Genomic DNA, 13,438 nt, shown 5'->3' with positions numbered 1-13,438 from the left:
CCACCGCTACCGCCCAACCCCACCCGGGTTGTCGATCGCATACCGCCAACCACCGTCCGCACCCCGCCGCGCGACATCGGTCGCCGTGCCGGCCTCGTCCCCGATCCGCCAGTCGACGATCAACAACGCCAAGTCACCCCGCGTGATCACCTTCCGGACCTCGACCGTCATCGGCCGGCCGAGCGCGAGGTGCCCGGCGAGTTCGGCGGGCTGGGCACCGGGCTCGTACAGGGCACTGGGGTCACCCGCGGTGAAGGCTGCGGCGAACAGCGGGGCAGCTCCTCGGGGGTACGCGCGATCATGTGCGGGACGTTAGGAGGGCGGCGCGTGACCAACCAAACGGTGAGTGCCTGGGCCGGCGACCCGCACGGCGAGGTCGACCACCCGGTGCCCGACTGCCCGGTCGAGGTCACGTTGCACGCGCTGCGCGGGCGGTGGACGACGCTGATCGTCCGCGAGCTGCTCGCGGGCGAGCGGAGTTTCGGCGACCTGGCGGCCGCTCTGCCCGCGCTGTCGGACAAGGTGCTGGCCGACCGGCTCATGCAGCTCGTGGCGAGCGGCGTGGTGGTGCGGGCGCGGGAGCCGGGGTGGCCCAGCCGGGTGCGCTACTCCCTGACCCCGCGCGGCGAGGCGCTGCGCGGGGTGCTGGAAGCGATGTGGGTCTGGGGCGGCGGCGGCGACGCGGGGTAGACCGGGCCGGCCGGTCCGTCCGTCGATCCGGTCCGTCCGTCCATCCGGCTTCCGCGGACCGCGCGACCCGCCAAGCCCCGCTCGCCAACCAACCACCCGCCCACTCCGGCTCGTTCCGACTCGGCCCGATCGCCCCGTCCCTGCCGGTTCGGCCAGGCCCGAACCCCTCCCTCCCGTTCCGCCGATCCGTCCCGACCCGGCCGCATCCGCTTCGGCTCGATGCGTCCCGGACCGGCCGGCTCTCGTTCCGGCCGGGCTCGCCACGTGGCTTGCTCGGACGCCGGGCCGCGTCCTGCTCGGCCGGCGCAGGGGGCGTGGTTGTCGGGCGCTCGGTCCTCGTTTTAACCGAGGTGCGGTAACGGTGTTTCCGTACACTTTCCGGCCAGGTTCACCCCATCGTGTCCGGCCCGGGAGGCCAGGAGACGCGTGCCCCGGGCCGTCAGGAGACGGTGCGCAGCGGCACGACCAGGTACGTCAGCTCCACGCCGTCGTCCCCGGCCTGCGACGTCAGCACCGTCGAACGCAGACCGTCCTGGATCCGCAGCTCCACCCGCCGCCCGCTGAACGCGCGCAGCGCATCGGCCAGGTACCGGGCCTGGAAGGTCTTCGTCACGCGGTTGCCGTCGATCGTGGCCTTGACCGACTCCTCCGACTCGCCGCTCTGCGGATCACTGCCCCGCACCCGCAGCTCGCCGTCGTCCACCTGCAACGTCACCGAACCGTGCGGCCCGGAGTAGGGGACCGCCCGCCGCACCGCGCCGGCCAGCACATCGGCCTCCACCAACACCGTGCTGTCGATGACCGCCTCCAACAACTTCCGCACTCGATCATCCGGGAACGGGGCGGCCAGCAGCGCGGTGCTCACGCTGCCACCCGCCCACGACAGGGCGATGCGGTCGGCGTCGGCGTGCACCGTCACGTCCGCGTCGCGGTCCGGCTGCCTCGACGCCTCGGCCAGCACCGCCGCCGGCGCGAGCACGTCCAGCCCGCCTGTCGGCCCCCACGGTATCGAAGCGAACGCCATCCGGTACCGGTCCGTGGCGATCAGCTCCAGCCGCCCGCCCGCGCCGTGCATCCGCACCCCGGTGAACATCGGCAGCGCGTCGTCCTTCGACGCGGCGCTCGACACCGGCACCAGCGCCGCCACCAGCGCCCGCGCGGCGATCACGCCCACGGCGGGCGGCAGCGGGGGGATGCCCGGGTGGGACGCGAGGTCCAGCAGCGGCAGGGCGAAGCGGGCCCTCGACGTGCGCACGGCCAGCCGGGAGCCCTCCACGACGAGGCGCACCTGGTGGTCCTCCAGGCCGCGCAGGGTGTCGGCGAGCGGTTTCGCGGGCACGACGACGGCGCCGTCCGCGTGCACGGTCGCCGCACGGGTCAGCCGCACCGCGTGCTCGCGGTCGCTGCCCGCCAGTTCGACGCCGCCGGCGTCGGCGCGCAGCACCAGGCCCGCCAGCACGGGGTCGTACACGCGGGTGGGCAGGAGGCGGGCGACGTCGGCCGCGGCGGCGGCGAGGTCGGCGGTGGTGGCGGTCAGGTCCATGGCGCGGACGCTAGACCCGACCACCGACAATTCAGCGCGCCGCGGCCAGGGCCGGCGAGGCGGGCACGCCGGCGGCCACGGTGCCGCGGAACGCCCACACCAGCACCGCGATCAGGAAGCCCGACGCCGCCGCCGCGACGAACGCCGCGCCCGTGCCGTGGGACTCCACCAGTTGACCGCTCACCGACTGGCCGATCGCCAACCCGACCGTCACCGCCGTGACCACCCAGCCGAACGCCTCGGTGGCCGTCCCGGCGGGCGCGACCTGCTCGATCGCGGCCGAGTGGGTGGTGGCCTGCGGCGTGATCAGGGTGCCGACCACGAACAGCGCCGCGCCCAGGCCGATCAACCCGGTCGGCACGGCGAGCAGCAGGGACAGCACCGCGAACCCGCCCAGCAGCACGGGCAGCCGCAGGTGCATCGCGCGCGGGAACGGCTTCATCGCGTACAGGACGCCGAACAGCACCGAGCTGACCGACCACAGGCTCAGCAGCAGGCCGCCCACGCCGACGTGGCCGGCGCGCTCCGCCGCGGCGGGCACCGCCACCTCGATGAACCCGATCGTCACGCCGAAGCCCAGCGCCGCCAACGCGACCGTGCGCATGCCGGGCGACGCCAACGCGCCGAGCAGGTTGCGGCCCGTCGCCGCGGGCCGGACGCCGCGCACCGTCGGGTTCACCGCGAACCACACCGCGCCGAGCACCATCGACACCGCGCCGAGCACCACGCCGGTGCCCGCCCACGGCGCCGTGACGAGCAGCCCGGCGAGGCCGGGGCCGAGGATGAAGAAGACCTCCATGCTGATGGCCTCGTACGCGTACCCGGCCAGCCGCGCGGACCCCGGGGGCAGCACGTGCGACCACAGCGCGCGGGACGCGGAGCCCACCATCGGCTCGGTGAGCCCGACCAGGAAGGCGAGCGGCGCGAGCACGGCCAGCGCCGCGCCCGCCTCGACCGCGCCGATCGCCAGCGCCACGAAGCCCGCGAACAACGCCACCGCGCCGAGCAGCGGGCGGGTCGGCCCGAGCCGGTCCATCAGCCTGCCCTGCACGATCGACCCGACCGCGACGCCCACCAGCGACGCCGCCGACACCAGGCCCGCCGCGGCGAACGACCCGGTCTCCCGCTGCACGTACAGCAGCAGCGACAGGCCGATCATGGCGATCGGCAGGCGGGCGAGCAGGGACGCGACGACGGGGCCGCGCATGCCGGGGGTGGTCAGGGCGGTGCGGTAGTCGGAGAGGCGGGCAGACTGGGACATGCGTACCAGTATGACCACACTGGTACGCCCGTACCAGTCATTTGCCGGTGCGATCCGTCACCGCCTCCCCGGCCCGTGGGCGGTCCATTGGCCGGGAATGGGTTGCAGTTCGATTACAACAATGGGATGACCGGGTGAAACCACCTGGGGAAACCGCTGAACAGAGGGTCCTTGAGGGTGAACGGGCTTGAGTTGCGGGGTGGGGGCCGTGCGATCGTGGAAGCAGCCACCACCACCCGTTTCGACTCACGTCGCCGCGGGTAACCAAGCCTCCTTCCGGCGCTACGAGGGTCGGGGCCTGCGAGCGCCGGAGGTGTGGGAAGAGCGCGGTCTGTCGGGGGATGGGCCGTGCGCCAACAAGACCGGTGCGCCGCGTCGGGGGCGGCGCCCGGTCTTGTTGTCCGTCGACACCGCGCGGCCACGTCGTCCGGCGACGACGCCGCGCGTCGACCTCCTCGTCACCGGGCGCGGCGGGCCAGGCGCTCCGGGTCGAGGATCAGCACGCTCTTGCCCTCCAGTCGCAGCCAGCCGCGGTGGGCGAAGTCGGCCAGGGCCTTGTTCACCGTCTCGCGCGAGGCGCCCACGAACTGGGCGATCTCCTCCTGCGTCAGGTCGTGCGTGACCCGCAGCAGACCGGCCTCCTGGCTGCCGAAGCGCTGCGCGAGCTGCAGCAGCGCCTTGGCCACGCGGCCGGGCACGTCGGTGAAGATCAGGTCGGCCAGCATCGAGTTCGTCCGGCGCAGCCTGCGGGCCAGCGCCCGCAGCAGCTGCTCGGCGATCTCCGGCCGGTTGGTGATCCACTGCCGCAGCGCGGGGCGGTCCATGCTGACCGCGCGCACTTCGGTCACCGTGGTGGCGGTGGACGTGCGCGGACCGGGGTCGAAGATCGACAGCTCGCCGAACATGTCCGACGGACCGAAGATCCCCAACAGGTTCTCCCGGCCGTCCGGCGACTTGCGGCCGATCTTCACCTTGCCGGACTGGATGATGTAGAGCCGGTCGCCCGGCTCGCCCTCCGCGAAGATCACGTGGCCACGCGGGAACTCGACTGACTCGAGCGTCTGCGCCAGCGCCTCCGCCGCGGCCTGTTCAACCCCCTGGAAGATGCCCGCGCGGGCCAGGGTCTCGTCCACCTCGTCCCTCCTGTCGAGACGCGGCGGCATGGTTGAGCGCGTTCCGCCTTCTGGCGGATCAGCGCCTGCCGCCGATCACTGAGTGCAGTCTAAGGGCTGTGGTGGGGATCGCCTTTCGGCGCGCCGCCCCACCAGCCCGGACAGCCCGATAAGGCCCGCGGGGGTTGACCCCGTGGGCCTCGCCGGTCCTTTCCCCGCTTAGCGGCGGGTACGCCGCTGGCGCAGGTTCCTGGCACGACCGCCCAGCCGGCGCAGCCGGAACAGTTCCAGCGCGCGGCCGATGCCGTGCCCGTAGAGCGCCCTGACCTCGTCGGGGCGGGCCGACTCCAGGAACTCCTCGACCTCGTCCTCCTGCACGGCGACGTGCCGCAGACGAGCTTCCACGCGCTCCATGAAGAGCGCGAAGAACATGATCACGATCGGAACGGCGATGACGAACCAGGCAGTCATGATGGCTCCGATCCTTGCGCATCCGGTTCGGCGCGCGGTCAAGGGGGGTCACTCCGGCGTGTCGGTTCGAGGTCCGTCGAGAAGACGTGTGCGGTCGGCCCGTGGTTGCTTGCCCCCGATCGTCGCCCTTCAAACCGGTCGCCGCCCGGGAAGCCCGTCACCCGCGGGGTGGGACTTCCGGGTGACGGGGCTCGGCCGACCGAGCCGCCGCCGGCGTGGCGGCGGCCAGTAACCTCGTCGCATGGCGAAGAGCGCGGTGAAGCAGCCGGAGACGCGGTTGGGGCTGGTCCGCCGGGCACGACGCATGGTGCGGATCCTGGGCGAGGGTTACCCGGACGCGCACTGCGAGCTGGACTTCACCACCCCGCTGGAACTCCTCGTCGCCGTGGTGCTCTCCGCGCAGACGACGGACGTGCGGGTGAACCTGGTCACGCCCGCGCTGTTCCGGCGCTACCGCACGGCCGCCGACTACGCCTCCGCCGACCGGGCCGAGCTGGAGGAGCTGATCAAGTCGACCGGCTTCTACCGCAACAAGGCCACGTCGCTGATGGGCCTGGGCGCGGCGCTGGTCGAGCGGTTCGGCGGCGAGGTGCCCGGCCGGCTGGAGGACCTGGTGACGCTGCCCGGCGTCGGCCGCAAGACCGCGAACGTCGTGCTGGGCGACGCGTTCGGTGTGCCGGGGATCACGGTGGACACGCACTTCGGCCGGCTCGTCCGCCGCTGGGGCTGGACGTCCGAAGAGGACCCGGTGAAGGTCGAGCACGCCGTCGGCGCGCTGGTGGAGCGCAAGGAGTGGACCCTGCTCTCGCACCGCACGATCTTCCACGGCCGCCGCGTGTGCCACGCCCGCACGCCCGCCTGCGGCGCCTGCCTGCTCGCGCCGCAGTGCCCGTCCTACGGCATCGGCCAGGTCGACCCGGAGAAGGCGCGGAAGCTCGTGAAGGGCGAGGAGGCGCCGCGGTTGATCGAGCTGGCGGAGCGGGTCCGGGCGGGGGAGAGGCCGGCGTGAGCACCGCCGCGCGCTGGTCCGTCGTCGCCCTGGTGCTGGCGGTGGCGGGCGTGGTCGCGCTGTGGCCCCGCTCGCCCGGGCCGGCCGAGCAGGCCGCGATCCCGACCCGCACGCGGCCGACCGCGGACCTCGACGACGTGCGCGCCCGGGCGGCGCTCCCGCCGTGCCCGCAGGGGTCGCCGGACGCGCCGGGGCCGGAGCCGCTGCGCGGCGTCGTGGTCACGTGCCTGGGCGACGGCCGGCCGGTCGACGTGGCGGCCACCGTGCCGGGCCGGGCCGTGGTGAACTTCTGGGCCACCTGGTGCCTGCCGTGCCAGGAGGAGCTGAAGGTGCTGGACGCCTACGCGCGGGAGCCCGGCGCGGTCCCGGTGGTCGCGGTGCTCGTGGAGAGCAAGGAGGCCGACGGGTTGGAGCTGCTGGCGAAGCTCGGCGTGCGGCTGCCGGCGGTGGCGGACCCGCCCGACGCGGTGCGCCAGGCGCTGCGCGTGCCGCGCAGGCTGCCGGTGACCTACGTGGCCCGCGCGGACGGCTCGCTGGACCTGGTGGACGAGCCCGTGGTGTTCACGTCGGTGGAGCAGGTGCGCGAGGTGGTCGGATGACCGCCCTGGTGGACCCGGACGACGTCCCGGAGTGGATGCGCGGCCTGGTGAAGGCCACCGCCGACATCGACGCCCGCGCCTTCACCCGCCTCACGCCCCCGCCGGACGGCTCGGGGCGGCCCGCCGCCGTGCTGATGCTGTTCGGGGAGGGCCCGAACGGCCCGGACGTGCTGCTGCTGCGCCGCGCCGACACGCTCGGCTCGCACCCCGGCCAGGTCGCCTTCCCCGGCGGCGCGGCCGACCCCACCGACGACGGCCCGGTGGACACCGCGCTGCGCGAGGCGTTCGAGGAGACCGGCGTGCTGCGCGAGGGCGTGCGGCCGGTGGCGACGCTGCCCCGGCTGTACGTGCCGGTGTCGCGGTTCGTCGTGACCCCGGTCCTCGCGCACTGGGACGCGCCGTCGCCGGTCGCGCCGGTCGACCCGGCCGAGACCGCCGCCGTGGCCCGGGTGCCGATCGCGCACCTCGCGGACCCGGCGAACCGGTTCCGGGTGAGCCACCCGTCCGGTTTCGTGGGACCCGCGTTCTCCGCACCGGGCATGCTGGTGTGGGGTTTCACCGCCGGCCTGCTCGACGGGCTGCTCGCGCTGGGCGGGTGGGAGCGGCCGTGGGACACCGCGGACGTGCGCGATCTCGACGTGGCCCGGGCGGCGGTGGAGGTGTGAGTGAACTGGGTTGACCTGCTCGTGCTGGCGCTGGCCGCCTTCGCCGCGGTCTCCGGCGCGCGGCAGGGCATGGTCGTGGCGCTGCCCGCGTTCCTCGGCGTGCTGGTCGGCCTGGTGCTCGGCACGCAGCTCGCGCCGCTGGTCGTCGCCCGGTTCGACAACGTGGTGACCAAGGTCGTGTTCGCGGTCGGCATCGTGGTGCTGCTGGTCGCGCTGGGCGAGACGCTCGGCGTGTACGTGGGCCGCGCGATCAAGCCCCGGGTCAACTCCAGCCCGCTGCGCGGCGTGGACAACGCGCTGGGCGCGATCGTGCAGGGCGCGGTGGTGTTCGTGGTGGCGTGGATGATCGCGCTGCCGCTGACCATGGTCGCGGGCCTGCCGTCGCTCGCGAAGACGCTCAACCAGTCGGTGATCCTGTCCACGGTGGACGACGTCATGCCGCCCGCCGCCCGCACCCTCGCCGACGACCTGCGGAAGCTGTTCGACGTGTCGGGCTTCCCGGCCGCGATGGACCCGTTCGACCGGACGCCGATGCGGGAGGTGGGCCCGCCGGACCCGGCGTTGAGCGCCGACCCGATCGTGCGGCGGTTGGAGCCCAGCGTGCTCAAGGTGCGCGGACGCGCGCCGTCGTGCTCGCGGGCGTTGGAGGGCACGGGTTTCGTCATCGCGCCGGAGCGGGTCATGACGAACGCGCACGTGGTCGCGGGCACCACCGACGTGAGCGTCGAGGTGGGCATCGGCGAGTTCGACGCCACGGTGGTGCACTACGACGCGCAGACCGACGTCGCGATCCTGGCCGTGCCGGACCTGGAGGCGACGCCGCTCGAGTTCCGCACCGACGACATCCAGCCCGGCGAGGACGGGATCGTGCTCGGCTACCCGCTGGACGGCCCGTACACCGCGTCCGAGGCGCGGGTGCGGGAGCGGATCAGGATGCTGCGCGGGCCGGACATCTACGACGCGCAGACCGTGACGCGGGACGTGTACACGGTGCGGGCGAAGGTGCGCAGCGGCAACTCCGGCGGCCCGCTGGTCGACCCGCAGGGCCGGGTGATGGGCGTGGTGTTCGGCGCGGCCGTGGACGACCAGGAGACCGGTTTCGTGCTGACCGCCGAGGAGGTCGCGGAGGAAGTGGCGAAGGCGCCCACGATGGTGCGCCGGGTCTCGACCCAGACCTGCGCCTCCTGAAACCCCGTCGCCGGTCAGACCGTCGCGAGGAAGTCGGTGACCATCCGGCTCGTGGTGTTCGGCGCTTCCTGGTGCGGGAAGTGGCCGACCTCGGGCAGCACCCGGTACGACGACCGCGCGCCCGTCCACGGGACCGAGTCGGCCGCGGTGGACGGCAGCATCACCGGGTCGAGCGCGCCGTGCAGCTGGAGCACCGGCACGTCCAGCCGGCGGTCCACCGCCTCGGCGAACCGGCGGCCGTCGCCGCGCAGCTGCGACCGCACGGCCCACCGGTGGTACTCCATGGAGCTGTGCGCGACGCCGGGCACCAGGAACGCCTCCCGGTTGCGGCGCGCCACCTCGTCGAACTCGGGCGACACCCTCCACTTCGGACCGCCCCACGCGTGCAGCATCCCGGCCACCGCCGCGCCCCGGTCCCGGGTCAGCCACCGCTCCGGGTACAGCGGGAGCTGCGAGCGGAACAGGTGCGCGCTCGCCCGGCCCTGGCCGCGCGGGCGCCGGCGGATCGCGCGGCGCAACGCCAAGGGGTGCGGCGCGGCCACGGCCGTGACCGAGTAGACCAGCCGCGAGTGCATGGCGGCGACCGTCCACGCCAGCATGCCGCCCCACGCGTGCCCGACGAGGTGCGCGCGGGGTTCGCCGAGCGCCTTCACCAGGCCGGCGACGTCGCCGGCGAGCGTGAACCCGTCGTAGCCGCGCGGCGGTTTGTCGGAGTCGCCGTAGCCGCGCAGGTCCACGGCCACCGCGCGGTAGCCCGCCTCGGCGAACGCGACGACCTGGTGCCGCCACGTCCACCAGAACTCCGGGAACCCGTGCAGCAGCAGCACGAGCGGGCCCTCGCCCAGCTCGGCGACGTGCAGCCGGATGCCGTTCGCGGACACGTCCCGGTGCGCCCACGGGCCGGGCACCCGGGCGGTCGACGGGTCCGGTGGCAGCCGCACGGCGCGGTTCAGCGGTCTTCGCCGCGGTGCCGCAGGGCCGCGACGGTGCCCTTGGCCGAGTCGATCGTGCGCTGCGGCGCGCGCAGCCTCTTCACCTTGCGGTAGCCCAGCAACGCGAAGAGCACCGCGGTGACCAGCATCAACCCGAACACGATCAGGAACGCCGACCAGCGGGGCAGCCACACGTCCAGCAGCTCCGCGCCGAAGAAGAAAAAGAAGAAGGAGCTGAACAGCAGCACCGTCAGCGCGACGATGAAGTAGACGCTGCCCTTCACGCCCTTCTTGATCTCGCCCGCCACCTCGGACTTGGCGAGCTCGACCTCCGCCCTGACCAACGTGGACAGGTGGGCCGTGGCGTCGCGCACCAGGCCGCCGATGGACGTCTCTGCCGCGATCTTCGCCGCGCTCTCCGCGGTCAACGGGATCGACGGTACGGGTGGCAGTCCGCTGCCGTTGGTGTTCTCCCGAGCGCTGGTCACCGGTTCATCGTGCCATGCACGCCCGGCGGCGGCCGCCCGACCGGCTGATCTCCGCACGATCAGGAGTCGTCGTCGGCCCGCCGGTGCGCCCGGCCGCGCCGCACGAGCAGGACCGCGGCGAGCGACGACGCCGTCAACGACGCCAGCAGCACGGCGGCTTTCGCCTGCTCGGCCGCCTGCCCGTCCAGGGAGAGGTCCGCGATGAGCAGGCTGACGGTGAACCCGACCCCGCCGAGCACCGCCACCGCGACGATGTCGCGCGGCCCCGCGCCGCTCGGCCACCGCGCCGCCTTCACCAGCACCGCCACCGCCGACGCGCCCACGATGCCGACCACCTTGCCCACCACCAGGCCGAGCATCACGCCCAGCGCCAGCCGGTCGGTGAACAACGCGCCCAGCGCCTCGCCGTTCACCGGGACGCCGGCCGCGAACAGCGCGAACACCGGCACGGCCACACCCGCCGACCACGGCTGCAACCGGTGCTCCAGGCGCAGCGCCGGCGCCTCGTGCTCGTAGCGGTCCTTGCGGACCCGGGTCAGCAGGGCCAGCGCGACGCCCGCGATGGTGGCGTGCACGCCGGCCGCGTGCACCGCGACCCACGTGCCGACCGCGATCGGCACGTACAGCCACGGCGTGGTCACCCGCTTGTGCTGGAGGAACGCGTACAGCGCCAGCAGCGCGACCGCCGCGGCCGCCGCCACGAGGTCGAACGACGCGGTGAACAGCACGGCGATGAGCACGATCGCGCCCAGGTCGTCCACCACGGCCAGGCTGAGCAGGAACAGCCGCAGGCTGTTCGGCAGGCCCGACGCGGTGATCGCGAGCACGCCGAGCGCGAACGCGATGTCCGTGGCCACGGGGATCGCCCACGCCCGCTCGACGCCCGGCTCGCCCCAGCCGACGCCCAGCGCGATCAGCGCGGGCACGACCATGCCGCCGACCGCGGCCACCACCGGCAGGATCGCGGTCTTGACGTCGTTCAGCTCGCCGATGACCAGCTCGCGCTTCAGCTCCAGCCCGGCGACGAAGAAGAAGACGGCGAGCAGGCCGTCCTTGGCCCAGTCGCCGACGCTGAGGCTCAGGTGCAGCGACTCCGGGCCGACGTGGAAGTCGCGCACCGCCGTGTAGGCGCCGGACAGCGGCGAGTTCGCCCAGACCAGCGCGACGACGGTGGCGACCAGGAGGACCGTGCCGCCGACGGTCTCGGTGCGCAGGTAGCGGGCGAACTCGGCGGCGGCGGGACGGATGCGGTTCACGTCAACTCCGGGTGGTCGGGCACGGTCCATCGTCGTGCCGACCAGGCTTCCCGGCTCACCGGGGACCACCCTAACCCCCGGAGGGGTCCGCCGACGAACCGGCGGACCCCTCCGGACGTGCTCAGTCCTCGGAGGCGCCCGACTTCAGGCCGTTCGAGATGAGGTCCATCACGGACGAGTCAGCGAGCGTGGTCACGTCGCCGACCTGCCGGTTCTCCGCCACGTCGCGCAGCAGCCGGCGCATGATCTTGCCCGAGCGGGTCTTCGGCAGCTCCGGCACCACCATGATCTGCCGCGGCTTCGCGATCGGGCCGATCTCCTTGGCCACGTGGTCGCGCAGCGCCTTGATCGCCTCCGCGCCGTCGGAGCCCTCGGCCACCCCGCCGCGCAGGATCACGAACGCCACGATGCCCTGGCCCGTGGTCGGGTCGGACGCGCCGACGACCGCGGCCTCGGCCACCGTCGGGTGCGAGACCAGCGCGGACTCGACCTCGGTGGTGGAGATGCGGTGCCCGGACACGTTCATCACGTCGTCGACCCGGCCCAGCAGCCAGATGTCGCCGTCGGCGTCGTACTTCGCGCCGTCGCCCGCGAAGTAGTAGCCCTGCTCGGCGAACCGGGACCAGTACGTGTCGCGGTAGCGCTCGTCGTCGCCCCAGATGCCGCGCAGCATCCCCGGCCACGGCTGGTCGAGCACCAGGTAACCGCCGCCGCCGTGCGGCACCTCGTTGCCCTGGTCGTCCACGACCTTCGCGCCGATGCCGGGCAGCGGGCGCTGCGCCGAACCCGGCTTGGCGGCCGTCACGCCGGGCAGCGGCGAGATCATGATCCCGCCGGTCTCGGTCTGCCACCAGGTGTCCACGACCGGCGTCCGGCCCGCGCCGATGGTCTCCCGGTACCAGATCCACGCCTCGGGGTTGATCGGCTCGCCGACGCTGCCCAGCACGCGCAGGCTGGAGAGGTCGTACTTGGCCGGGATGTCCGCGCCCCACTTCATGAACGTGCGGATCAGCGTCGGCGCGGTGTAGTAGATCGACACGCCGTACTTCTGCACGATCTCCCAGTGCCTGCCCTCGTGCGGGGTGTTGGGCGTGCCCTCGTAGACGACCTGCGTGACCCGGTTGGCCAGCGGCCCGTACACGATGTAGCTGTGCCCGGTGACCCAGCCGATGTCGGCGGTGCACCAGTAGACGTCGGTGTCGGGCTTGAGGTCGAACACGTTGTGGTGCGTGTACGACACCTGGGTCAGGTAACCGCCGGAGGTGTGCAGGATGCCCTTGGGGCGGCCCGTGGTGCCCGACGTGTAGAGGATGAACAGCGGGTGCTCGGAGTCGAACGCCTCCGGCGTGTGCCGGTCGGACTGGCGGTCCACCAGGTCGTGCCACCACACGTCGCGGCCCTCGGTCCACTCGACGTCGGTGTCGGTGCGCTTGACCACGAGCACGTGCTCGACGCTGTCGGCGTTGGCCACGGCCTCGTCCACGGCGGTCTTGAGGGGCGCCGGGTTGCCGCGCCGGTACTGGCCGTCGGTGGTGATCACGAGCTTGGCCCGGGAGTCCTCGATGCGGGTGCGCAGCGCCTCGGCGGAGAAGCCGCCGAACACCACGCTGTGCATCGCGCCGAGGCGGGCGCAGGCGAGCATGGCGAAGATGGCCTCGGGGACCATCGGCATGTAGATGGCGACCCGGTCCTGCGCGCCGACGCCCAGCTCGATGAGCGCGTTCGCGGCCTTGGAGACCTCGCGCTGCAGGTCGGCGTAGGTGATGGCGCGGCTGTCGCCGGGCTCGCCCTCCCAGTGGATGGCGACCTGGTCGCCGTGGCCGGACTCGACGTGCCGGTCGACGCAGTTGTAGGCGACGTTGAGCTTGCCGCCGACGAACCACCGGGCGAACGGGGCGTTCGACCAGTCGAGGACCCGGTCCCACTTCGTGTCCCAGGACAGCCGCTCGGCCTGCTTCGCCCAGAACGCCTCGCGGTCGGCGTCCGCCTCCTCGTACAGCGCGGCGGTGGCGTTGGCCTGCGCGGCGAAGTCGTCGCTGGGCGGGAACGCCCTGTTCTCCGTCAACAGGTTGTCCAGGGCGGCTTGCGGCTCTGTCATGGCGGGCGGACCTCCTGAATCCGTGGGGGTGCGCACTGACCGTAGTGCGATTCAGCTCACTGCGCACCCAAAAGGTTCAGACCAATTTCGGCCGAGTTCGAAACGCGTGGGTAACTGTGTAACCCG

The 13,438-nt window shown here is 73.3% G+C and carries 13 protein-coding genes; 5 read left to right on the top strand and 8 right to left on the bottom strand.

Annotated elements, in window-relative coordinates; translation table 11 throughout:
• Positions 1-327: 327 nt before the first annotated feature.
• Positions 328-690: a winged helix-turn-helix transcriptional regulator gene (locus ACWEFJ_RS12310; RefSeq protein ID WP_449713794.1), complete on the top strand. Its 363-nt coding sequence runs from the start codon at positions 328-330 to the stop codon at positions 688-690.
• A gap of 439 nt (positions 691-1,129) precedes the next feature.
• On the opposite strand, the gene dnaN is transcribed toward ACWEFJ_RS12310, so the two are convergent.
• The 4 genes from dnaN to ACWEFJ_RS12290 form a co-directional block, all read right to left on the bottom strand.
• Positions 1,130-2,233 (bottom strand): DNA polymerase III subunit beta, encoded by a 1,104-nt coding sequence (dnaN, locus tag ACWEFJ_RS12305; protein ID WP_449713793.1) that lies wholly within the window; start codon positions 2,231-2,233, stop codon positions 1,130-1,132.
• A gap of 31 nt (positions 2,234-2,264) precedes the next feature.
• Positions 2,265-3,494 carry an MFS transporter gene (locus ACWEFJ_RS12300; RefSeq protein ID WP_449713792.1) on the bottom strand — a complete coding sequence of 410 codons (1,230 nt, stop codon included), beginning with the start codon at positions 3,492-3,494 and terminating at the stop codon, positions 2,265-2,267.
• A 458-nt stretch (positions 3,495-3,952) separates the two neighbouring features.
• Positions 3,953-4,627 carry a Crp/Fnr family transcriptional regulator gene (locus ACWEFJ_RS12295; protein WP_033441932.1) on the bottom strand — a complete coding sequence of 225 codons (675 nt, stop codon included), beginning with the start codon at positions 4,625-4,627 and terminating at the stop codon, positions 3,953-3,955.
• A 198-nt stretch (positions 4,628-4,825) separates the two neighbouring features.
• Complete coding sequence (locus tag ACWEFJ_RS12290; protein ID WP_015097743.1) at positions 4,826-5,077, bottom strand: hypothetical protein; 252 nt, start codon at positions 5,075-5,077, stop codon at positions 4,826-4,828.
• Positions 5,078-5,318: 241 nt separating this feature from the next.
• Between ACWEFJ_RS12290 and nth the strand changes: the two genes are divergently transcribed.
• Genes nth through ACWEFJ_RS12270 form a run of 4 tightly spaced genes read left to right on the top strand, consistent with a single transcriptional unit; the run spans position 5,319 to position 8,538 of the window.
• Entirely contained in the window at positions 5,319-6,086 is a 768-nt protein-coding gene (gene nth / locus ACWEFJ_RS12285) for an endonuclease III (RefSeq protein WP_378082828.1), read from the top strand.
• The gene (locus ACWEFJ_RS12280) at positions 6,083-6,685 is read left to right on the top strand and encodes a TlpA family protein disulfide reductase (protein ID WP_449713791.1); all 603 of its coding nucleotides are present in this window, start codon (positions 6,083-6,085) and stop codon (positions 6,683-6,685) included. The genes nth and ACWEFJ_RS12280 overlap by 4 nt, the downstream gene beginning before the upstream one ends.
• The gene (locus ACWEFJ_RS12275; protein WP_378082825.1) at positions 6,682-7,350 is read left to right on the top strand and encodes an NUDIX hydrolase; all 669 of its coding nucleotides are present in this window, start codon (positions 6,682-6,684) and stop codon (positions 7,348-7,350) included. Before ACWEFJ_RS12280 ends, ACWEFJ_RS12275 begins: the two co-directional genes overlap by 4 nt.
• Complete coding sequence (locus tag ACWEFJ_RS12270; protein ID WP_378082822.1) at positions 7,351-8,538, top strand: MarP family serine protease; 1,188 nt, start codon at positions 7,351-7,353, stop codon at positions 8,536-8,538.
• Between the two features lie 14 nt (positions 8,539-8,552).
• On the opposite strand, the gene ACWEFJ_RS12265 is transcribed toward ACWEFJ_RS12270, so the two are convergent.
• From ACWEFJ_RS12265 to acs, 4 genes are all read right to left on the bottom strand, one after another.
• Positions 8,553-9,479: an alpha/beta fold hydrolase gene (locus ACWEFJ_RS12265; protein ID WP_378082820.1), complete on the bottom strand. Its 927-nt coding sequence runs from the start codon at positions 9,477-9,479 to the stop codon at positions 8,553-8,555.
• A gap of 8 nt (positions 9,480-9,487) precedes the next feature.
• A complete protein-coding gene (locus ACWEFJ_RS12260) occupies positions 9,488-9,958 on the bottom strand; it encodes a phage holin family protein (protein ID WP_378082819.1) in 471 nt (156 codons plus the stop codon).
• Between the two features lie 59 nt (positions 9,959-10,017).
• Positions 10,018-11,244, bottom strand: a complete 1,227-nt coding sequence (nhaA, locus tag ACWEFJ_RS12255) for a Na+/H+ antiporter NhaA (RefSeq protein WP_378082966.1) — start codon at positions 11,242-11,244, stop codon at positions 10,018-10,020.
• Positions 11,245-11,335: 91 nt separating this feature from the next.
• Complete coding sequence (acs, locus tag ACWEFJ_RS12250) at positions 11,336-13,312, bottom strand: acetate--CoA ligase (protein WP_449713790.1); 1,977 nt, start codon at positions 13,310-13,312, stop codon at positions 11,336-11,338.
• Between the last annotated feature and the right edge of the window lie 126 nt (positions 13,313-13,438).

This window comes from Actinosynnema sp. NPDC004786, from assembly GCF_053601135.1.
Note: the sequence above shows the minus strand (reverse complement) of the source record. Positions and strands in the feature narration are given on the sequence as shown.